The sequence below is a fragment of the Streptomyces venezuelae genome (assembly GCF_008642295.1).
Lineage (GTDB): Bacteria > Actinomycetota > Actinomycetes > Streptomycetales > Streptomycetaceae > Streptomyces > Streptomyces venezuelae_C.
This window is the reverse complement of the sequence record NZ_CP029190.1, coordinates 1128126-1149131: the sequence shown is the minus strand read 5'-3', so window position 1 is coordinate 1149131 and position 21006 is coordinate 1128126. Positions and strand designations below refer to the sequence as shown.

Sequence of the window (21006 nt, the reverse complement as noted above, 5' to 3'; positions counted from 1 at the left end):
AGCCGGTGCCTCTAGAGCCCGACGCCCGACCTGCCGCATCTTGAAGACGAAAGTTTCAACTTGTGAGTGACACAACCCACGACGGTGCCCTCGTCACGAGCACGCCGCCGTCCGCCGACGCAGGGCTGAGCCCTGCGCAGCTCGCCACCAAGTACGGGCTCTCGGTGAGCGGGGCCCGTCCCGGGCTCGCCGAGTACGTGCGGCAGATCTGGGGCCGGCGCCACTTCATCATGGCCTTCTCGCGGGCCAAGCTGATGGCGCAGTACAGCCAGGCCAAGCTCGGCCAGGTCTGGCAGGTGGCCACCCCGCTGCTGAACGCGGCGGTCTACTGGCTGATCTTCGGGGTGATCCTCGGCGCGGGCAAGGAGATGCCCTCGGGCACCTACGTGCCGTTCCTGATGATGGGCATCTTCGTCTTCACCTTCACCCAGAGCTCCCTGATGGCGGGCGTCCGCTCGATCTCGGGGAACCTGGGGCTGGTGCGGGCCCTGCACTTCCCGCGGGCCACCCTGCCGATCTCGTTCTCGCTGCAGCAGCTCCAGCAGCTGATGTACTCGATGATCGTCGTCTTCATCATCGCGGTGTCCTTCGGCAACTACCCGAAGCTGTCCTGGCTGCTGGTCATCCCGACGCTGGCGCTCCAGTTCGTCTTCAACACCGGCCTGGCGATGATCTTCGCGCGGATGGGCGCCAAGACCCCCGACCTCGCCCAGCTGATGCCGTTCATCACCCGTACCTGGATGTACGCATCCGGCGTGATGTTCCCGATCGCGGCCTACCTCAAGGACAAGCCGCAGTGGATCAGCGACGTGCTGCTGTGGAACCCGGCGGCCATCTACATGGACCTCGTCCGGTTCGCCCTGATCGACGACTACGGTTCGCAGAACCTGCCGCCGCACGTCTGGGCCTTCGCCGTCGGCTGGGCCGTGGTGATCGGCCTCGGCGGGTTCATCTACTTCTGGAAGGCTGAGGAGCGTTACGGCCGTGGCTGACACTTCGCAGGGGCGGATCCCCACAGTCATCGCCGATGACGTCCACATCGTCTACCGGGTCAACACCGGTGGCGGAGGCAAGGGCGCGGCCACGGCGGCGCTCAGCAGAATAGTCCGCCGCAAGGGCGACACCCCCGGCGTCCGCCGGGTGCACGCCGTCCGCGGGGTCTCCTTCACCGCCTACCGGGGCGAGGCCATCGGCCTGATCGGCTCCAACGGCTCCGGCAAGTCCACCCTGCTGCGGGCCATCGCCGGTCTGCTGCCCACCGAGTCGGGCAAGGTCTACACCGACGGGCAGCCCTCACTGCTCGGCGTGAACGCCGCGCTGATGAACGACCTGACCGGTGAGCGCAACGTCATGCTGGGCGGCCTCGCCATGGGCATGTCCCGCGAGGAGATCCGGGAGCGCTACCAGGGCATCGTCGACTTCTCGGGCATCAACGAGAAGGGCGACTTCATCTCCCTGCCGATGCGCACCTACTCCTCCGGCATGGCGGCGCGCCTGCGGTTCTCCATCGCCGCGGCGAAGAACCACGACGTGCTGATGATCGACGAGGCGCTGGCCACCGGTGACCGCAAGTTCCAGATCCGCTCCGAGGAACGGATCCGCGAACTGCGCAAGGAAGCCGGCACCGTCTTCCTGGTCAGCCACAGCAACAAGTCGATCCGGGACACCTGCGACCGGGTCCTGTGGCTGGAAAAGGGCGAACTGCTGATGGACGGCCCCACCGAGGAAGTCGTCGCCGCGTACGAGAAGGAGACCGGCCGCTAGCCGGTGCCGTGACCCGGCAAGGCCCCCGCCGCAGCTGTGGCGGGGGCCTTGCCGTGCGGGCCGCCGCGACATCCCGTCACGCCGCGTACACCCGCCAGCCCGCCCCGGCGTTGTACAACGTAAGCTGGACCGGTCCTGAAAACACGGCATCTATGGACGAAAACTCCGGCGGCGTGTCCGAAATAGGATGTATTGGGTCGGCAGTGTAGAACGGGAGATGTGACGGCAATGGCTACGGGAATTCCCCGCCCCCCGGGCGGACCGGCCGTCCCCGCCGCTGGCGGCGGGCGGTGACCCCGGGAACCGGCATCCGGCCCGGCGCCGACCCGCAGGTCCCTCACCGCGCGCACACCCGAGCCACCCTCGACAAGGCCGCCGCAGAGAACTTCCCCGTGGCCCCCGCCTTCCTGCCGCGCGCCTGGCGCGACGGACTCACCGCCGTCTACGGCTACGCCCGCCTCGTCGACGACATCGGCGACGGCGACCTCGCCCCCGGCGGCCACGACGCCGCCCTCCTCGGCCTCGACCCGGCCGTCGAGGACCGGCTCGCCCTGCTCGACGCCTTCGAGGCCGACCTGCGGCGGGTCTTCACCGGCACCCCCCGCCACCCCCTGCTCCAGGCCCTGCAACCGGTGGTCCGCGCCCACGCCCTGACCCCCGAACCGTTCCTCGGCCTCATCGAGGCCAACCGGCAGGACCAGCGGGTCACCCGCTACGCCACTCACCAGGACCTGCTCGCCTACTGCGAACTCTCCGCCAACCCGGTCGGCCGCCTGGTGCTGTCGATCACCGGCACGGCCACCCCCGAGCGGATCCGCCGCTCCGACGAGATCTGCACCGCCCTGCAGATCGTCGAACACCTCCAGGACGTCGCCGAGGACCTCGGCCGCGACCGGATCTACCTGCCCGCCCGGGACATGGACCGCTTCCACGTCACCGAGGCCGACCTGGCGGCCCCGACCGCCGGCGCGGCGGTGCGCAGCCTCATCGCGTACGAGGCCGAACGCGCCCGGCAGCTGCTGGACGACGGCACCCCGCTCGTCGGCAGCGTGCACGGCAGACTCCGGCTGCTGCTCGCCGGCTTCACGGGAGGAGGGCGCGCCGCTCTGAGAGCGATCTCGGCCGCCGGTTTCGACGTACTCCCCGGACCGCCCAAGCCCACCAAGACCGGCCTGCTCCGCGAGGTGGCCGCCGTCCTGCGCACAGCATCGAGAAAGGGGTGAGCCCGACCGTGGAGGGCCCCTCGCACGCCACCGTCCCCACCGCGCCGGTACTCGCCGCCTACAGCTACTGCGAGGCCGTCACCGGCGCGCAGGCGCGGAACTTCGCGTACGGCATCAGGCTGCTGCCGACCGACAAGCGGCAGGCGATGTCGGCGCTGTACGCGTTCTCCCGGCGCGTCGACGACATCGGCGACGGCACGCTCCCGCCCGAGGCCAAGCTGACCCGGCTGGAGGAGACCCGGGCGGTGCTCGGCCGGATCCGCGAGGGTGCCGTGGCGGAAGACGACACCGACCCGGTCGCCGTCGCCCTCGCCCACGCCTCCCGCCGCTTCCCGATCCCCCTCGAAGGCCTCGACGAACTGATCGACGGAGTCCTGATGGACGTCCGCGGCGAGAGCTACGAGACCTGGGACGACCTCAAGGCCTACTGCCGGTGCGTGGCCGGGGCCATCGGCCGGCTCTCGCTCGGCGTGTTCGGCACCGTGAACTCCACGGGCCTCGGCGCGCACGAGGCGGCACGCGCCCCCGAATACGCCGACACGCTGGGCCTCGCCCTCCAACTCACCAACATCCTCCGCGACGTCCGCGAGGACGCCGGCAACGGCCGTACCTACCTGCCCGCCGAGGACCTCGCCAAGTTCGGCTGCGCCGAGGGCTTCGGATCCGGCCGGGCCCCCGCCGGATCCGACTTCCCCGGCCTGGTCCACCACGAAGTCCGGCGCGCCCGGGCCCTGTTCGTCGAGGGCTACCGGCTGCTGCCGATGCTCGACCGGCGCAGCGGCGCCTGCGTGGCCGCCATGGCCGGGATCTACCGCCGCCTGCTGGACCGCATCGAACGCGAACCGTACGCCGTGCTGCGCGGGCGCGTCTCGCTCCCGGCCCGCGAGAAGGCGTACGTCGCGGTCCGGGGCCTCTCCGGACTCGACGCGCGCACCGTCTCCCGCCAGAGCACCAGAAGGCGGCCCCTGTGACGCCATACTGCGCAGCACACGCGCGCCGCCCCGGCGGGGCGCACCCGGCCGGGCCCGGCCCGGAGGCAACCCCCGCGCGGGCGGGCGCGTCCTACCGGCCGGGCCACGCCCACAGCAGCAGCGGCCGGGACACGTACCAGCGGCCCGACAGGGAGGGCTCATGACCGCGCAGAACACCGCCGTGGTCGTCGGCGGCGGACTCGCCGGCGTCACCGCCGCACTCGAACTCGCCGATGCCGGCCTCCGGGTCACCCTGCTCGAGGGCCGGCCCCGGCTCGGCGGCCTCGCCTTCTCCTTCCGGCGCGGCGACCTCACCGTCGACAACGGCCAACACGTCTACCTGCGCTGCTGCACCGCCTACCGGTGGTTCCTGGACCGGATCGACGGCACCGAGCTGGCCCCGATCCAGGACCGGCTCGACGTGCCCGTGCTCGACGTGGGCCACGCCAAGGGACCCCGGCTGGGACGGCTGCGGCGCGGCGCACTCCCGGTGCCGCTGCACCTGGCCGGCGCGCTCGCCTGTTACCCGCACCTGTCGCCGGCCGAACGCGTCGCCGTCGGCCGGGCCGCCCTCGCACTGCGCCGGCTCGACCCCGCCGACCCGGCCCTGGACGGGATCGACTTCGGGACCTGGCTCGGCCGCTACGGCCAGTCCGCCCGCGCCATCGAGGCCCTCTGGGACCTCGTCGGCATCGCCACCCTCAACGCCACCGCCGACCGGTCCTCCCTGGGCCTCGCCGCCATGGTGTTCAAGACCGGCCTGCTGTCCGAACGCGGCGCCGCGGACATCGGCTGGGCCCGGGTCCCGCTCGGCGACCTCCACGACACCCTGGCCCGCAAGGCCCTGGACGCGGCCGGGGTGCGCACCGAACTGCGCACCCGGGTCACCGCCGTCTCCCGTACCGAGGAGGGGAACTGGCGGGTCGACACCGCGGACGAAAGCCTGCACGCGGCCACCGTGGTCCTCGCCGTACCCCAGGGCGAGGCCCACGGACTGCTCCCGCAGGGTGTCCTCGACGACCGCGACAAGCTCCTCGACATCGACACCGCACCCATCCTCAACGTGCACGTCGTCTACGACCGCAAGGTGCTCCGGCAGCCCTTCTTCGCAGCCCTGGGCTCCCCGGTGCAGTGGGTGTTCGACCGCACCGAGGCCTCCGGGCTCACCGACGGCGGACAGTACCTCGCCCTCTCCCAGTCGGCCGCCCAGCAGGACATCGACGAGCCCGTCACGGTGCTCCGCGAGAAGTACCTGCCCGAACTGGAGCGGCTGCTCCCGGCCGCGCGCGGCGCCAAGGTCCGCGACTTCTTCGTCACCCGGGAGCGGACGGCCACCTTCGCCCCGACCCCCGGAGTCGGACGGCTGCGGCCCGCCGCCCGCACCGACGCGCCCGGTTTCTACCTCGCGGGGTCGTGGACGGCGACCGGCTGGCCCGCGACGATGGAAGGCGCCGTCCGGAGCGGCATCACCGCGGCCCACGCCGCGCTCGCCGCACTCGGCCGCCCCCGCGAGAACCCCCTGCAGGAGGCGGCATGACCCTCACCAGCACCACCGGCACAGCACGTACAGGAACCAGAGGAGAGCCAGTGAACCCGGGGAACCACACGGGCAACGTCGAGAAGGCGGACACGCTCGCGCTGCTGGAGCGCGGCCGTACGCTCTCGACGCCCGTGCTCCGCGCGGCCGTCGACCGGCTCGCACCGCCCATGGACACCGTCGCCGCCTATCACTTCGGCTGGATCGACGCCCAGGGCAATCCGGCGGACGGGGACGGCGGCAAGGCCGTGCGCCCCGCGCTCGCCCTGCTGTCCGCGGAGGCCGCGGGGGCCCCGGCCGAGGTCGGCATCCCCGGCGCCGTCGCCGTGGAGCTCGTACACAACTTCTCGCTGCTGCACGACGACCTGATGGACGGCGACGAGCAGCGCCGGCACCGCGACACGGTGTGGAAGGTGCACGGCCCGGCCCAGGCCATCCTGGTCGGCGACGCACTGTTCGCCCTCGCCAACGAGGTGCTGCTGGAACTCGGCACGGTCGAGGCGGGCCGCGCCACCCGCCGGCTGACCACCGCCAGCCGCAAGCTCATTGACGGGCAGGCCCAGGACATCTCCTACGAGCACCGCGAGAGCGTCACCGTCGAGGAATGCCTGGAGATGGAGGGCAACAAGACCGGTGCCCTGCTCGCCTGCGCGGTCTCCATCGGCGCGGTGCTCGGCGGCGCGGACGACCGTACCGCCGACAAGCTGGAGGAGTACGGCTACCACCTCGGCCTCGCCTTCCAGGCCATCGACGACCTGCTCGGGATCTGGGGCGACCCGGACTCCACCGGCAAGCAGACCTGGAGCGACCTGCGGCAGCGCAAGAAGTCCCTGCCCGTGGTCGCGGCCCTGGCGGCCGGCGGCCCGGCCTCGGCCGAACTGGCCGAACTGCTCGCCGCGGACGCCAAGAGCAGCGACTTCGCGAACTTCTCGGAGGAGGAGTTCGCCCACCGCGCCGCCCTGATCGAGCAGGCGGGCGGCCGGACCTGGACCGCCGAGGAGGCGCGCCGCCAGCACGCCGTCGCCGTGCAGGCCCTGAGCGAGGTGGACATGCCGCAGCGGGTCCGCGAACAGCTCGTGGCCCTGGCCGACTTCGTCGTCGTACGCAAGAGGTGAACGCCACGCTCAAGCGGATATGACCCGCCCGTCGCCGGCCGGCCCGGCCCGACAGCTCCCTGTCGGGCCGCGCCGGCCGACGGCAGACCCCAGCACAGCAGAAACCACTGCACGAAGGGGAAGCCATGACAGCGACGACGGACGGTTCGGCCGGCCTCCCGGGCGGCGAACCGGACAGCGGAACCGGAGCCGAGCTGCTCCGCGACATCCCGCCAGGCCCGGCCGGGAGCCCGGCGGCCCCGGCCCGGCCGGCCGGCTTCGCCCCTGTGGGGCCCGAGGCCGCCTTGGTCGGCGAGCCGGGGACTGCGGACGGCGGGGTGGCCGCGGCCGAGCCGGGGCAGGGCAGAACCGCCCGGCCCGTCGGCTTCGCCCCGGCGGGGCCCGGCGGGGAGGCCGGGTCAACGGCCGTGGCGGCGTCGGCCGGGGCCGTGGTGCGGGGCGGCACCGACGCCGGGCGGACCCGGCGCAGCCCCGCCGAGGAGGCCGCCGCCCGGGCCACCGAGCACCTGCTCGCCCGTCAGCACCCGGACGGATGGTGGAAGGGCGACCTCCAGACCAACGTCACCATGGACGCCGAAGACCTGCTGCTGAGGCAGTTCCTCGGGATCCGGGACGAGGCCGTCACCCGCGCCGCCGCCCGCTTCATCCGCGGCGAGCAGAACGAGGACGGCACCTGGGCCACCTTCCACGGCGGCCCGCCCGAACTCTCCGCCACCATCGAGGCGTACGTCGCCCTGCGGCTCGCCGGGGACGAGCCGGACGCCCCGCACATGGCCCGCGCCTCCGCCTGGATCCGGGCGCACGGGGGCCTCGCCGGCGCCCGGGTCTTCACCCGCATCTGGCTGGCCCTGTTCGGCTGGTGGAGCTGGGACCACCTGCCCCAACTGCCGCCCGAGCTGGTCTTCCTGCCCCCGTGGGTGCCGCTCAACATCTACGACTTCGGCTGCTGGGCCCGGCAGACCATCGTGCCGCTGACCGTGGTCTCGGCCAAGCGCCCGGTCCGGCCGGCCCCCTTCCCGCTCGACGAGCTGCACACCGACGCCCGCAACCCCCACCCGGCCGGACCGCTCGCCCCGGTGACCAGTTGGGAGGGCGCCTTCCAGCGCATGGACAAGGCCCTGCACCTGTACCACAAGGTGGCCCCGAGGCGGCTGCGGAAGGCGGCCATGGACTCCGCCGCCCGCTGGATCATCGAGCGGCAGGAGAACGACGGCTGCTGGGGCGGGATCCAGCCGCCCGCGGTGTACTCCCTCATCGCCCTGCACCTGCTCGGGTACGACCTCGGACATCCGGTGATGCAGGCCGGGCTGGCCTCCCTCGACCGGTTCGCCGTCTGGCGCGAGGACGGGGCCCGGATGATCGAGGCCTGCCAGTCGCCGGTGTGGGACACCTGCCTGGCCGCCATCGCCCTGGCCGATGCGGGACTGCGGCCCGACCACCCGGCGCTGGTCCGGGCCGCGGACTGGATGCTCGGCGAGGAGATCGCCCGTACCGGGGACTGGGCGGTGCAACGCCCCGGACTCGCCCCCGGCGGCTGGGCCTTCGAGTTCCACAACGACACCTACCCCGACGTCGACGACACCGCCGAGGTCGTCCTCGCCCTGCGCCGGATCGGCCATCCCGACCAGGCCGGGGTGGAGGGGGCCATCGCCCGCGGGGTGTCCTGGACCCTCGGCATGCAGTCCAAGAGCGGGGCCTGGGCCGCCTTCGACGCCGACAACACCAGCCCCTTCCCCAACCGGCTGCCGTTCTGCGATTTCGGCGAGGTCATCGACCCGCCCTCGGCCGATGTCACCGCGCACGTGGTGGAGATGCTCGCCGCCGAGGGCCGGGCGGGCGACCCCCGCACCTGGCGCGGCATCGCCTGGCTGCTCCGCGAACAGGAGTCCAACGGCTCCTGGTTCGGCCGCTGGGGCACCAACTACGTCTACGGCACCGGCTCGGTGGTGCCGGCCCTGACCGCCGCCGGGATCCCCGCCTCGCACCCGGCGGTCCGGCGGGCGGTGGCCTGGCTGGAATCCGTACAGAACGACGACGGCGGCTGGGGCGAGGACCAGCGGTCCTACCGGGACCCGGCCCGGTGGGCCGGCCGCGGTGCCTCCACCCCCTCGCAGACCGCCTGGGCCCTGCTCGCCCTGCTCGCGGCCGGCGAACGCGAGGGCAAGGCGGTGGAGCGCGGCATCGCCCACCTGGTGGACACCCAGCGGCCGGACGGCAGCTGGGACGAGCCGTACTTCACCGGCACCGGATTCCCCTGGGACTTCTCCATCAACTACCACCTGTACCGGCTGGTGTTCCCGCTCACCGCCCTCGGCCGGTACCTGTACGGGGACCCGTTCGAGACCGGCGGCCGGGCCGTACCGGCCCGGCCCGGAGGCAGCTGATGCCCCCCGGCCGGCCGGGACCGCCGCTGCTCGTCGCCTGCGCCCTCGGGATCGAACGCCTGGCCCTGGGCCCGGTGGAGCGGGCCGGGCCCTCGCCCGGCCCGGTCACCGTGATCCGCACCGGCATGGGACCGCGCGCCGCCGAGCGCGCGGTGGACCGGGCACTGGCCCGCCCCGGCATGGCCGGGGCGGCCGTGGTCGCCACCGGGTTCTGCGCCGGCCTGGTCCCCGGCATGCACCCCGGGGACCTGGTGGTGGCCGAGGCCACCCGCGACCCCCGCGGCACCGTGCGCTGCGCCGGCACCGGGCCGCTCGCCGGGGCACTGGCCCGGCTGCTGCCCGGCCGGACCGTCCACACGGGCCTTCTCACCGGCTCCGACCACGTCGTACGCGGCCACGAACGCGCGGAGCTGCGGGCCGAAGGGGCCATCGCGGTCGACATGGAATCCGCCGCCACCCTCTGGGCCGCGGACCGGCACCGGAAGACGGCCGACGGGCCACCGGTTGCCGCCGTCCGGGTGATCGTGGACGCTCCGGAGCACGAGCTCGTCCGTATCGGCACGGTCCGCGGTGGAATATCGGCCTTCCGTGTTCTCCGTGCCGTGTTGCCCGCATTCTTCGATTGGCACCATTCTTCGCTGCTCCCCAGGAGGTGAGCCAGATGGCCATGCCGCTGCGACAGTCCATCAGGGTCGGGACCTATCTCTTCGAACAGAAGCTCCGCAAGCGCGAGAAGTTCCCCCTCATCGTCGAGCTGGAACCCCTCTTCGCCTGCAACCTGAAGTGCGAGGGCTGCGGCAAGATCCAGCACCCTGCCGGGGTGCTCAAGCAGCGGATGCCGGTCGCCCAGGCGGTCGGCGCCGTCCTGGAATCCGGCGCGCCCATGGTCTCCATCGCCGGCGGTGAGCCGCTGATGCATCCGCAGATCGACGAGATCGTGCGCCAATTGGTGGCCCGGCGGAAGTACGTCTTCCTCTGCACCAATGCGCTGCTGCTCCGCAAGAAGATCGAGGACTTCACCCCCTCCCCGTACTTCGCCTTCGCCGTCCACATCGACGGCCTCCGGGAACGGCACGACGCATCGGTCGCCAAGGAAGGCGTTTTCGACGAGGCGGTGGCGGCCATCAAGGAAGCCAAGAAGCGCGGCTTCCGGGTCACCACCAACTCGACCTTCTTCAATACCGACACCCCGCAGACCGTCATCGAGGTACTCAACTACCTCAACGACGACCTGCGCGTGGACGAGATGATGATCTCGCCCGCCTACGCCTACGAAAAGGCCCCCGACCAGGAACACTTCCTCGGCGTCGAACAGACCCGGGAACTCTTCCGCAAGGCCTTCGCAGGTGGCAACCGGCGGCGCTGGCGGCTCAACCACTCCCCGCTCTTCCTGGACTTCCTCGAAGGCAGGGCGGATTTCCCGTGCACCGCCTGGGCCATTCCGAATTACTCGCTGTTCGGCTGGCAGCGGCCCTGCTATCTGATGAGCGACGGGTACGTGCCGACGTACCGGGAACTCATCGAGGACACCGACTGGGAGCAGTACGGCCGCGGAAAGGACCCGCGCTGCGCCAACTGCATGGCGCACTGCGGGTACGAGCCGACCGCCGTCCTCGCCACCATGGGATCGCTCAAGGAGTCCCTGCGCGCCGCCCGCGAAACGGTCTCGGGGAACCGGGAGAGGCCGTGACCGATTTCGACCTCCGGGCCCTGCTGGCCGAGCGGGGAGCGGAACGGTACGAACTGCACGCCCGCCACCTCAACCACCAGCTGCCCCGGATGCTGCACACCATCGGCTTCGACAAGGTCTACGTACGGGCCGAGGGCGCGCACTTCTGGGACGCCGAGGGAAACGACCACCTCGACATGCTCGCCGGGTTCGGGGTGATGGGCCTGGGCCGGCACCACCCCGTCGTACGGCAGGCCCTGCACGACGTCCTGGACGCCCAGCTGGCCGATCTGACCCGGTTCGACTGCCAGCCGCTGCCCGGGCTGCTCGCCGAGAAACTCCTCGCGTACAGCCCGCACCTGGACCGGGTGTTCTTCGGCAACAGCGGAACCGAGGCCGTGGAGACCGCGCTGAAGTTCGCCCGGTACGCCACCGGCCGGCCCAGGGTCCTGTACTGCGCCCACGCCTTCCACGGGCTCACCGCCGGCTCCCTCTCGGTCAACGGCGAGAACGGTTTCCGCGAGGGCTTCGCGCCCCTGCTGCCGGACACCGCGGTCCCGCTCGGCGACCTCGGCGCACTGGAGCGGGAACTGCGCAAGGGCGATGTGGCGGCCTTCGTGGTGGAGCCCATCCAGGGCAAGGGGGTGCACGCGACCCCGCCCGGCTTCCTGCGGGCGGCCCAGGAACTGCTCCACCGGCACAAGGCGCTGCTCATCGCGGACGAGGTGCAGACCGGGCTCGGGCGTACCGGCGATTTCTATGCGTACCAGAACGAACCGGGCGTAGAGCCCGATCTGGTCTGCGTGGCCAAGGCCCTGTCGGGCGGCTATGTGCCGGTCGGGGCGACCCTCGGCAAGGACTGGATCTTCAAGAAGGTCTACTCCTCCATGGACCGGGTGCTGGTCCACTCGGCCAGCTTCGGCTCCAACGCACAGGCCATGGCGGCGGGGCTGGCGGTCCTGTCGGTCCTGGAGCAGGAGCAGCTGGTGGCCCGTGCCCGGGCGATGGGGGACCTGCTGCGGGGGCGGCTGGCCGCGCTGGTGGACGAGTACGAGCTGCTGCACGAGGTGCGCGGGCGGGGGCTGATGGTCGGCATCGAGTTCGGCCGGCCGTCCTCGCTGGGCCTGCGCAGCCGGTGGGCCATGCTGCAGGCGGCTCGCAAGGGTCTGTTCGCGCAGATGGTGGTGGTGCCGCTGCTGCAACGGCACCGGATCCTCACTCAGGTCTCCGGGGACCACCTGGAGGTGATCAAGCTGATCCCGCCGCTGGTCGTGGACGAGCAGGACGTGGACCGGTTCGTGACCGCCTTCCGTGCGGTCATGGACGAGGCGCACGGGGGCGGCGGTCTGATGTGGGACTTCGGCCGGACGCTGGTGAAGCAGGCCGTCGCCGACCGCTGACGGCGGCCTGCTTCGGACACCTCCTAGAGGAGGAGTCGTGAGCGCAGGCGGTCGAGGGTCTCGGGGCTGAGCCCGAGGCCCTCGGCGAGGTAGGCCGGCACACCGCCCCAGGTCTCGGTGATGGTGTCGAAGGCGGCCTCCAGGTACTCGGCGCGGGCGTCGAACAGCGGCGCGAGCAGCTCCATCACCTCGGGGGAGCGGGCTTCCGCGGACTCGCCGCTGCGGCGGATCCGGTAGCGGCGGTGCGGGGCATTGGACTCCAGGTAGTCCGCCAGGATCGCCTCGCGTTCCACGCCGAGCGCGAGCAGGGTGACCGCGATGGTGAGCCCGGCGCGGTCCTTTCCGGCCGCGCAGTGCATCAGGGCCGGCACGCTGTCCTCGGCCAGGGCGTGCACCACCCGGCTCTGCTCGGCGGTGCGGGTCCGGATCATCCGCCGGTAGGAGTGGCTCATCCGGTCGGCGGCCCGGCCTTCGCCCAGCAGTTCCCGGAGTTGGCCGAGGTCGCCGTCGCGGACCATCTTCCAGAACTGCTTGCCGTCCGCCGGGTCGGAGAGCGGAATGCTGACATTCCGGACGCCGGTCAAGGTGACGTCGGGGCCCTCCAGGGCGTGGTCGGCGGAATTCCGGAAGTCGAAGATGGTGTGCAGGCCGAGCGAGTCGAGAAACTCTGCGTCGGTTTCGGTGGCATGTGCGAGATGTCCGCTTCGGAACAGAACTCCCGATCTGACCCGCCGCCCATCCGTGGTCGACAAACCGCCCACATCACGGAAGTTGCGCACACCGGACAGTTCGGGCCCAGTGGACGAAGGGTGGGGTATCTGCTGCGTCACGGGAACTCCTCCGGGTCGGTGATGCCTCGTGAGCAGGATCATACGGTGACGTTGAGTGGCGGCCCGGCGTCTTCGAATTGCCTTGCCGGAACGGGTGTTGCCGATCCGGAATGGACAGAGGGTGACCGGAATTCCGGTGATCCATCACTTCCATGATTCCTTCCGCAAATTCATGGCTTGTTCTGTGCACCCGAATTGGAATACGGTCACGACCGATCCGGGTGGAACGCCGAATCCTGCCGCTACCCGGAAAACCGCACCCGACCATTCACGTGCGCGGCAGGAGCGGGGGAACCAGGTAAGCCGCTGTTCCGGATCTTTCTTCCGGGACGGCTCGGGGTGAAGTCGTACACCCGATGTGCACGCGATGTACATCCGGCGTACGGCCGGACATCTCCAGTCCGAACCCGACAGCTCACCTCGCAGGCGACGGAGAGGAATTCGCCATGCCCGGAACGGGTAAGCACCGCCGCCCCAAGTCCAGCCCGATCGCCCGCGGTTTCGTCGCGGCCGGCACCGGTGGCGCCGCCCTCGCGCTTCCGCTGCTGGGTGCCACCGGCGCCAACGCCGCCGAACTCCCCGCCGCCCAGGTCCCGGCCGCGCTGCAGGCCCAGAGCGCCGCCCGGGTGGCCGTCCAGGCGCAGATCCAGTCCCTGGCGATGCCCGCCGCACCCAAGGCGGTCCAGCAGGTTCCCTCCGTCTACACCGTGGTCTCCGGCGACTGCCTCTCGGACATCGCCCAGGACCGGCAGCTCGGCGGCGGATGGGAGCAGCTCTACGCCGACAACCGCGAGGCGGTCGGTTCCGACCCGTCGCTGATCCACCCGGGTCTGAAGCTGACCGTCGGGGCCCCGGGCCAGGGTGCGGCCGAGGCTCCCGCCGGGTCGGAGCAGCCCGCGGAGGCCCCCGCCGCCCAGGAGCAGCCCGCCGAGGCCGCCCCCGCGCCGGAGCAGCCTGCCGAGGCCGCCCCCGAGCAGCAGGCCGCTCCCGAGCAGGCCGCCCCGGCCCCGGCGCCGGAGCAGGAGTCCGCCCCGGCCGCGAACTCCGCCGCCGATGCGAAGTCCTCCGGTGCGGCCACCGCCGGCGGCTTCGTCGCCCCGGTCATCGCCCGCGTCAACACGCCGTACGGGGCCAGCGGTGCCATGTGGTCCAGCGGCACCCACACCGGCGTGGACTTCGCCGCGCGGGCCGGCACCAGCGTCAAGGCGGTCGGCGCCGGCACCGTGGTCTCGGCCGGCTGGGCCGGTTCGTACGGCAACGAGGTCATCATCAAGCACGCCGACGGCCACTACTCGCAGTACGGCCACATGTCGCAGCTCTCGGTGTCGGTCGGCCAGAGCGTCACCGCCGGCGCGCAGGTGGGCCTCGTCGGTTCCACCGGCAACTCCACCGGCCCGCACCTGCACTTCGAGATCCGCACCGGGCAGAACTACGGCTCGGACATCAACCCGCTCAACTACCTCCGCTCCAAGGGCGTGAGCGTCTGACGGACCGCGGTCCGTCAGGGGGCCGGGGCCGGGAATCCGAGGGGGATTCCCGGCCCCGGCCGTATTCCTCCCGGGCAGGTGGCAAAGATCACGGTCCGTCAACCCCTGGCTACGGTCGCGTAGGTCACAGTCGCCCGGGAAAGATAAGCCGACGTGGCAGGCGACGACGACTACTCGACGATTTCGACATTCCAGACCATTGGCTCTTACGCGGCGCTCGGCGACAGCTTCACCGAGGGGGTGGGGGACCCGGGGCCGGGGGACATCTTCGTCGGCTGGGCCGACCGGCTGGCCGTCCTGCTGGCCGACCGCCGTGAGGAGCACGACTTCCGGTACGCCAACCTCGCCGTGCGGGGGCGGCTGCTCGACCAGATCGTGGCCGAGCAGGTGCCGCGGGCCAAGGAGCTCGCCCCCGACCTGGTGAGCTTCTGCGCCGGCGGGAACGACATCATCCGGCCCGGCAGCGACCCCGACGACGTGGCCGAGCGCTTCGAGGCGGCCGTCGCCGACCTCACCGGCGCGGTCGGCCAGGTCATGATCACCACCGGCTTCGACACCCGCGGTGTGCCCGTGCTCCGGCATCTGAGGGGCAAGGTGGCCACGTACTCCGCGCACGTCCGGGCCATCGCCGACCGGTACGACTGCCCGGTGCTCGACCTCTGGTCGCTGAAGTCCGTACAGGACCGGCGGGCCTGGGACGAGGACCGGCTGCACCTCTCGCCCGAGGGTCACACCCGGGTCGCCCTGCGGGCCGCCCAGGTGCTGGGTCTGGAGGTGCCCGCCGACCCCGACCAGCCCTGGCCGCCGCTGAGGCCGCGCGGCTCCGCGGAGGTCACCCGCGACAACATCCAGTGGGCGCGCGACTACCTCGTCCCGTGGATCGGGCGGCGGCTGCGGGGGGAGTCCTCCGGAGATCATGTGGAGCCCAAGCGGCCGGATCTCCTCCCCCTGTGAGCCCGGGGACGGGAGCCGGGAGCGGAATCCTCCGGCGTCGGTGTGCGTTGGGAAGGGCAGACAGCTTGTCCCCCGTCCTGCCACCACCGTCCCAGGAGGCGCCTTGACCGGCTCCCGTCCCTTGCGTCAGCAGCTGCGCGAGCTGAGGTCCGAAGCCTTCGGCGCGGACCCGTCCGGCGAGCGGATGGAGCGCATCCGCCGCTCGCCGAACTTCGCGGACGGCGTCTTCCAGAACCCGGTGGGGGCGCGCACCAGGCCGTCCGGCTCCCGGCGCGAATTCGCGAAGATCTACTTCCACAAGGAGCAGCGGCTCCGCCGCAGCCCGGAAGGACCCATTCCGGTCCATCCGACCACCCTGGCCGACCTGGCAAAACCGCCGGTCAGCGGCTTGCGGCTGACCTGGATGGGGCATTCCAGCGTGCTGGCGGAGATCGACGGCCGCCGGGTGCTGTTCGACCCCGTCTGGGGAGAGCGGTGCTCTCCCTTCCCCTTCGCCGGCCCCAAGCGGCTCCACCCGGTGCCGGTGCCGCTGGCCGCGCTGGGCCCGGTGGACGCGGTGGTGATCTCGCACGACCACTACGACCACCTCGACCTGCCCACGATCAAGGCCCTGGCCGGTACGGACACCGTCTTCGCGGTGCCGCTGGGCGTCGGCGCCCACCTGGAGCGCTGGGGCGTGTCCGAAGACCGGATCCGCGAGCTGGACTGGAACGAGACCACCAAGATCGCCGGCCTCTCCCTCACCGCCACCCCGGCCCGCCACTTCTGCGGACGCGGCCTGCGCAACCGGCAGCACACCCTGTGGGCCTCCTGGGCGGTCGCGGGCGACGAACACCGGATCTTCCACAGCGGGGACACCGGCTACTTCCCCGGCTTCAAGGAGATCGGCGCCGCGCACGGCCCCTTCGACGCCACGATGATCCAGATCGGCGCCTACAGCGAGTACTGGCCGGACATCCACATGACCCCGGAGGAGGGCCTGCGCGCCCACCTCGACCTCCAGGGCGGAAACCCGCACGGAGTGCTGCTGCCGATCCACTGGGGCACCTTCAACCTGGCCCTCCACGCCTGGGCGGAGCCGGGGGAGTGGACGGCCGACGCCGCGGAGGCGGCCGGTCAGCCGGTGGCCGTCCCGCGCCCCGGCGAGCCCTTCGAGCCGGCCGGCCCCCTGCCGACCGCCCCGTGGTGGCGCCCGATCTCCCATCCGATCGCCCACCCGTGGCGTGGTGCCACCCCGCTGGCGGTGGAACTGGCACCGGACGAGCCCCGGACCGGTGACCTGGACCTCGCCGGCGAGCGGTGAGACGACCGAGCCGGCTTGCCACCGCTGCCCTCGTCGTCTGCCTGCCGGCCCTGGCCGCCTGCGGCTCCACGCGCGCCGGAGCCGGCACGGCACCGGGAAGCGCGAGCGCCACGCCCGCCGTCACCACCCCCATCCCCGCTGACCCCGTGGCGGCGCATGACAAGGACTTCCCGGAGATCGCAGCGGGCTGCCCGGCGCCGGAAAGGACCACAACGGTGCCGGCGCCGGCCGGGCCTTCCGCCCTGCCCACGGACCCCGAGGCCGCCAAGTACGTCGAGAACCACACCGACCGGCAGACGGGCAGAACCACCCCGGCGGTGCGCTGCCGGGGCGATGCCCATGCCCTGCGCATCCGTACGGCACTGACCGGGCCCGGAGCCACAGCGCACGGCACCGAGGCGGAGCTGGCGGCCACGCTCAAGGGGCTCGGCTACCGGCCGGCCATGACCTGCACGTCTACCGCGCCGGCGGCGCACCCGCCTTCACGCTCTTCATCCCCGGCGCCGGCCCCTGCGTCACCGGATCACCCGCCGACCCCGCCCGGATCAAAGCCCACGGAGCGTACAAGGAAGGTGGCTGCATCGCGCCGAGCGTCGGTCACTGACGAACGCGTATCGGTGGGATGACCGATGTGCGGGCGGCGTGGCCCCGGCCATAGTCCTCGGGAGATCGTTTGCGGGCCGCCCCAGGGCGCCCGCTGTTCGAAAGGACTGACCTTCTGTGGACACGTATGCGGACCTGGTGTTCGTCGGTGGGCGGGTGCTCACGGTCGATGCGGAGTTCTCCGTCGCCTCGGCCCTGGCGGTGACCGGCGGGACCATCAGCGCCGTGGGCGGACGGGAGGACGTCGCGCCGCTCGTCGGCCCCGGCACCCGCGTCATCGACCTGCGGGGTGCGACGCTGCTGCCCGGCATCAACGACTCCCACCTGCACGGATGTGCCTTCGGCATGGCGACGCCGCCGCTCTCCCTCGACCTGGGGCACCCCGCCGTGACCTCCCTGGCGGAGGTGGCCGAAGCCGTACGGGAGGCCGTCGGCCGGGCGTCCGGCGGGCAGTGGATCACCGGGCACGGCTGGGACACCGGCTATCTCGACGAATGCCTCGCCGATCCGGCGCGCCTGCCCTCGCGGCACGACCTCGATGCCGTCAGCCCGGACCACCCCGTCGTCCTGTACTCCTTCTCCGGACACGCCACCTGGGTCAACTCCAAGGCACTGGAACTGATCGGCGTCGACCGGCACACCGTCGCCCCGCCCGGCGGGGCGATCCTCGCGGACGAAGCCGGGGAGCCGACCGGACTTCTCCAGGAGGGGGCCCAGGGCCTCGTCCAGAACGCACTGCCCCCGCTCGGCCGGCAGGAGCGCACCGACGCGATCAGGTCCACCCTCGCCACGCTCGCCCGGCTCGGCGTGACCAGCTACACCGAGCCCGGACTCGGCCCCGGCGGCGACGGCATCATGCGCGGCGCGCTCGGCGCGGAGACCCTCGACGTCTACCGCGAGCTGCTGGCCGGCGGCGAACTGACCGCCCGGGTCGGGGTGCTGGTCCTGCCCACCGGAATGGCCAGTACCGCCGAGGAGTTCGCCCACACCCTCGACACCCTCGACTCCCTCGACACCTCCCACGGCACGGCGGACCCCCGCCGCCTCACCGTCCACGGCGTCAAGATCTTCGGCGACGGCATCGTCCCCAACAAGACGGCCTGGATGCACGAGCCGTACGTCGGCGGCGGCTGCGGCTCCCTCTGCGTCGGCGGCGAGACCGACGCCGAACGGATCGCCGAGATCGGCGCCATGATCCGTCACGCCCACGCCCGCGGGCACCAGTTGGGCGTCCACGTCACCGGGGACCGGGCCATCGACGCGGTCGCCGATGCCTTCGCCGAGGCCGCGGCCGAACACCCGCGGCCCGACGCCCGCCACTACGTCATCCACGGCGACTTCCTCACCGCGCACAGCATGAAGGTGCTGGCGGCGCACGGCTTCGGGGTCAATATGAACCCCACCATCAAGTGGACGGTGGCCGATATGGAGGAGGAGTTCGTCGGCGCCGGACGGTCCGCCTACGCCTGGCCCTACCGGGACGCCATCGACGCCGGCGTGCGCGTCGCGAGCGGGTCCGACGCCCCGGTCACGTACCCGGACTGGCGCCAGGGCATCGCCACCATGATCCTGCGCGAGTCGAAGGCCACCGGCCGGGTCAGCGGCCCCGAGCAGCGCATCGGCCTGGCCGAGGCCATCCGTACGTACACGATCGACGCGGCCTGGCAGGACTTCGCCGACCACTGGAAGGGCTCCCTGGAACCGGGCAAGGTGGCCGATCTCTGTGTGCTCGACGGAGACCTGCTCGCCGCCGACCCTCATGACATCCCGCGGATGCCCGTCGTCCTCACCGTCATGGACGGGCGCGTCGTGCACGAGGCCCTCCGCGATTGACGTATTCCGGGCACATGATCATCCTTGGGGGATGACAGCCCGGCGCAGCACAGCGGACCTCCTGGACGCGGCCGTCCACGTCCGCGACGCCGCCAGGAGCGCCACGAACGGCGTGACCGGCGTCCACTCGGTCCTGGCGGCGCTGTCGGAGGTGATGGAGTACGACCACGCCTCCCTCGCCCGCTGGGATCCGCTGCGCCAGCGCCACACCACCCTGGCCGGGAGCTACCCGGACGAGGCCACCGTCTACATCGAGACCCGCCTCCACCACGACCCGGTGTTCCCCGTGCTGCGCAGCCCGGCACGGGGCGGTCTCTGGCTGGGGGACGTCCCCTGGCAGCTCCTGGAGGCGTCCCCCGGATTCCAGGAGGTGCTGAGCCCCCTCGGCATCGAGGACGGCGTTGCCCAGTGCCTGTTCGCCCCCGACGGCCGATACGTCGGCATGCTGAACATCAGCACCCGCCGACCGCGGCACGCACCCGATCCGGCACGTGCCGCGGTCACCCTGCTCACCGAGGCCCTCGCCGCGGTCGTCGACCCCCGGGCCGGCCGTGCGCCCGGGGAAGCCGCCGCTCCCGAACACCCGGCCGCGCCGGCCTCCTCGGCCGCGCGCCACCCGGACGCGTGGCGGCCCGGAGGGCTTTCGCCACGGGAACTCCAGGTGCTGGCGGAACTGACCGCCGGCCGAACCAACCGGGAGATCGCCGAGCGGCTGTACGTCACCCCGCGCACGGTGGGGACCCATATCGAGCACATCCTCGCCAAACTCGACCTCCCCAACCGCTCAGCCGCCGCCGCACGAGCCGTGACCTGGGGAATCACACCCCCTCGAGACGGTCGAGAGTGAACTTTCACGTCAATCCGGAGCACCTGATCGAGGCCTATGGCCTGGGCGGTGTCACCTACTTCCCCCACCAGGGCGCCGCCGGCCTTGATGTCCGCACGGCCGACTTCCTGGGTCGGGTCGGGTTGCCGACGTCTGATCTGTTCACCTCCCGCATGGATGTGCCAGACCCGTACGGTCCCGAGGTTGACGCGATCACGATCGGACCCCGGTTCGACCACCAGGGGATCCAATGCCCCGATGAGAGTTGCTCGTGGTGGAGTTTGGGTTACCTGTTCACCTCGCTGCTGGCCCTGGACCCTGCGTCGGGAAAGGTGTACGCCTTCCCCGAAGGCGCCGTTGGCTGCATCGAGCTGCACCGGGACATCGAGTCCCTGGTGTTCGCCCTGATCGAGCTCCGCAAGGTGGAGATCGACCACGACAACGACGCCGACCCGGAAGAACTCGCCGCCCGCTTCCGTGCGGCCGTCGAAGCCTTCGACCCCACACCGTTCGCCGACGAAGAGTCCCAGTGGACTCTTTCCATGGAAGAGCTCGAACACGGAATCTGGTGAGCGTGCATGCTCTTTGGGGTGCCCCGGTGAGCCCACGCCGCGGCCTGCTGCCCTGGGGCAGCCGATCGTGCCAGCATGACCGACCCCGTCCCCCGCGAACTGCGCGCCGACGCCGAGAAGGTGGTGACCGAGGCCATCGGTGAACTCGGCGACCGAGTGGGCCCGGAACTCACCCGCTACCAGGTCGAGACCCGCACCGACCCCCACACCAGCCTCGCCGAGCTCGCCGACCAGATCCACGCCACTCGCCACTCCCTGGCCCGCGCCGCGGTACGTCAGGGCCTGCGCATCATCTCCTCCGGCACGCCCGTCCTCGCCCCGCCCGGGCCCCCGCCCCACTTCGAGTCCCCCTCCCACTTCGAGGACCTCGTCGCCGGTCTCCTCGCCACCGGCGCGATCATGGACCGCGGCGGTCTGTACTGGGACATCAGACCCTCGCACCATCTGCCCACCCTCGAATTCCGGGCCGCCGACGCCACCGCGACCGCCGAGGACACGGCCCTGGAGTCCTAGCTCAGACACCAGCCGCAAACTA

Annotated in this window: 18 protein-coding genes and 1 riboswitch; of the genes, 17 read left to right on the top strand and 1 reads right to left on the bottom strand. The window is 71.9% G+C overall.

What is annotated here, in order from left to right; all coding sequences use genetic code 11:
- Nucleotides 1-62: 62 nt before the first annotated feature.
- The 10 genes from DEJ50_RS05140 (at nucleotide 63) to DEJ50_RS05095 (ending at nucleotide 12063) form a co-directional block, all read left to right on the top strand.
- A complete protein-coding gene (locus DEJ50_RS05140) occupies nucleotides 63-992 on the top strand; it encodes an ABC transporter permease (RefSeq protein WP_150206334.1) in 930 nt (309 codons plus the stop codon).
- Nucleotides 985-1764 carry an ABC transporter ATP-binding protein gene (locus tag DEJ50_RS05135; RefSeq protein ID WP_150206332.1) on the top strand — a complete coding sequence of 260 codons (780 nt, stop codon included), beginning with the start codon at nucleotides 985-987 and terminating at the stop codon, nucleotides 1762-1764. Before DEJ50_RS05140 ends, DEJ50_RS05135 begins: the two co-directional genes overlap by 8 nt.
- 308 nt (nucleotides 1765-2072) lie before the next feature.
- Nucleotides 2073-2987, top strand: coding sequence for a squalene synthase HpnC (hpnC, locus tag DEJ50_RS05130; protein WP_150211920.1), 915 nt, complete (start codon nucleotides 2073-2075; stop codon nucleotides 2985-2987).
- Nucleotides 2984-3958, top strand: a complete 975-nt coding sequence (gene hpnD, locus DEJ50_RS05125) for a presqualene diphosphate synthase HpnD (protein ID WP_150206331.1) — start codon at nucleotides 2984-2986, stop codon at nucleotides 3956-3958. The genes hpnC and hpnD overlap by 4 nt, the downstream gene beginning before the upstream one ends.
- A 160-nt stretch (nucleotides 3959-4118) precedes the next feature.
- Nucleotides 4119-5495: a hydroxysqualene dehydroxylase HpnE gene (gene hpnE, locus DEJ50_RS05120; RefSeq protein ID WP_150206329.1), complete on the top strand. Its 1377-nt coding sequence runs from the start codon at nucleotides 4119-4121 to the stop codon at nucleotides 5493-5495.
- Entirely contained in the window at nucleotides 5492-6610 is a 1119-nt protein-coding gene (locus DEJ50_RS05115; RefSeq protein ID WP_223837607.1) for a polyprenyl synthetase family protein, read from the top strand. The genes hpnE and DEJ50_RS05115 overlap by 4 nt, the downstream gene beginning before the upstream one ends.
- A gap of 125 nt (nucleotides 6611-6735) precedes the next feature.
- Nucleotides 6736-8994 carry a squalene--hopene cyclase gene (gene shc, locus DEJ50_RS05110; protein WP_223837606.1) on the top strand — a complete coding sequence of 753 codons (2259 nt, stop codon included), beginning with the start codon at nucleotides 6736-6738 and terminating at the stop codon, nucleotides 8992-8994.
- Nucleotides 8994-9650, top strand: a complete 657-nt coding sequence (locus DEJ50_RS05105) for a 1-hydroxy-2-methyl-2-butenyl 4-diphosphate reductase (RefSeq protein WP_150206325.1) — start codon at nucleotides 8994-8996, stop codon at nucleotides 9648-9650. Before shc ends, DEJ50_RS05105 begins: the two co-directional genes overlap by 1 nt.
- Before the next feature lie 5 nt (nucleotides 9651-9655).
- The gene (gene hpnH / locus DEJ50_RS05100; protein WP_150206323.1) at nucleotides 9656-10684 is read left to right on the top strand and encodes an adenosyl-hopene transferase HpnH; all 1029 of its coding nucleotides are present in this window, start codon (nucleotides 9656-9658) and stop codon (nucleotides 10682-10684) included.
- Nucleotides 10681-12063 carry an aspartate aminotransferase family protein gene (locus DEJ50_RS05095; protein ID WP_150206321.1) on the top strand — a complete coding sequence of 461 codons (1383 nt, stop codon included), beginning with the start codon at nucleotides 10681-10683 and terminating at the stop codon, nucleotides 12061-12063. Before hpnH ends, DEJ50_RS05095 begins: the two co-directional genes overlap by 4 nt.
- Before the next feature lie 23 nt (nucleotides 12064-12086).
- On the opposite strand, the gene DEJ50_RS05090 is transcribed toward DEJ50_RS05095, so the two are convergent.
- Nucleotides 12087-12893 carry a tyrosine-protein phosphatase gene (locus DEJ50_RS05090; protein WP_150206319.1) on the bottom strand — a complete coding sequence of 269 codons (807 nt, stop codon included), beginning with the start codon at nucleotides 12891-12893 and terminating at the stop codon, nucleotides 12087-12089.
- Nucleotides 12894-13110: 217 nt separating this feature from the next.
- Nucleotides 13111-13335: riboswitch (cyclic di-AMP (ydaO/yuaA leader) on the top strand.
- A 4-nt stretch (nucleotides 13336-13339) separates the two neighbouring features.
- Here DEJ50_RS05090 and DEJ50_RS05085 point away from each other — a divergent pair.
- From DEJ50_RS05085 to DEJ50_RS05055, 7 genes are all read left to right on the top strand, one after another.
- Nucleotides 13340-14380, top strand: a complete 1041-nt coding sequence (locus tag DEJ50_RS05085) for a M23 family metallopeptidase (RefSeq protein WP_150206317.1) — start codon at nucleotides 13340-13342, stop codon at nucleotides 14378-14380.
- A gap of 153 nt (nucleotides 14381-14533) precedes the next feature.
- A complete protein-coding gene (locus DEJ50_RS05080) occupies nucleotides 14534-15334 on the top strand; it encodes an SGNH/GDSL hydrolase family protein (protein ID WP_150206315.1) in 801 nt (266 codons plus the stop codon).
- 103 nt (nucleotides 15335-15437) lie between these two features.
- The gene (locus tag DEJ50_RS05075; protein ID WP_150206313.1) at nucleotides 15438-16637 is read left to right on the top strand and encodes an MBL fold metallo-hydrolase; all 1200 of its coding nucleotides are present in this window, start codon (nucleotides 15438-15440) and stop codon (nucleotides 16635-16637) included.
- Between the two features lie 720 nt (nucleotides 16638-17357).
- Nucleotides 17358-19073, top strand: a complete 1716-nt coding sequence (locus tag DEJ50_RS05070; RefSeq protein ID WP_150206311.1) for an amidohydrolase — start codon at nucleotides 17358-17360, stop codon at nucleotides 19071-19073.
- A gap of 31 nt (nucleotides 19074-19104) precedes the next feature.
- Nucleotides 19105-19920: a helix-turn-helix transcriptional regulator gene (locus tag DEJ50_RS05065; RefSeq protein WP_150206309.1), complete on the top strand. Its 816-nt coding sequence runs from the start codon at nucleotides 19105-19107 to the stop codon at nucleotides 19918-19920.
- Nucleotides 19917-20471 (top strand): SUKH-4 family immunity protein, encoded by a 555-nt coding sequence (locus tag DEJ50_RS05060; RefSeq protein WP_223837605.1) that lies wholly within the window; start codon nucleotides 19917-19919, stop codon nucleotides 20469-20471. The genes DEJ50_RS05065 and DEJ50_RS05060 overlap by 4 nt, the downstream gene beginning before the upstream one ends.
- Before the next feature lie 75 nt (nucleotides 20472-20546).
- The gene (locus DEJ50_RS05055) at nucleotides 20547-20984 is read left to right on the top strand and encodes a glutamate-cysteine ligase family protein (protein WP_150206308.1); all 438 of its coding nucleotides are present in this window, start codon (nucleotides 20547-20549) and stop codon (nucleotides 20982-20984) included.
- Nucleotides 20985-21006 lie beyond the last annotated feature (22 nt).

What these genes read in the sequence shown, in the direction of transcription:
- hpnE (WP_150206329.1), top strand. Translation starts at nt 4,119, where the DNA reads ATGACCGCGCAGAACACCGCCGTGGTCGTCGGCGGCGGACTCGCCGGC.
- DEJ50_RS05115 (WP_223837607.1), top strand. Translation starts at nt 5,492, where the DNA reads ATGACCCTCACCAGCACCACCGGCACAGCACGTACAGGAACCAGAGGA.
- shc (WP_223837606.1), top strand. Translation starts at nt 6,736, where the DNA reads ATGACAGCGACGACGGACGGTTCGGCCGGCCTCCCGGGCGGCGAACCG.
- DEJ50_RS05105 (WP_150206325.1), top strand. Translation starts at nt 8,994, where the DNA reads ATGCCCCCCGGCCGGCCGGGACCGCCGCTGCTCGTCGCCTGCGCCCTC.
- hpnH (WP_150206323.1), top strand. Translation starts at nt 9,656, where the DNA reads ATGGCCATGCCGCTGCGACAGTCCATCAGGGTCGGGACCTATCTCTTC.
- DEJ50_RS05085 (WP_150206317.1), top strand. Translation starts at nt 13,340, where the DNA reads ATGCCCGGAACGGGTAAGCACCGCCGCCCCAAGTCCAGCCCGATCGCC.
- DEJ50_RS05065 (WP_150206309.1), top strand. Translation starts at nt 19,105, where the DNA reads ATGACAGCCCGGCGCAGCACAGCGGACCTCCTGGACGCGGCCGTCCAC.
- DEJ50_RS05055 (WP_150206308.1), top strand. Translation starts at nt 20,547, where the DNA reads ATGACCGACCCCGTCCCCCGCGAACTGCGCGCCGACGCCGAGAAGGTG.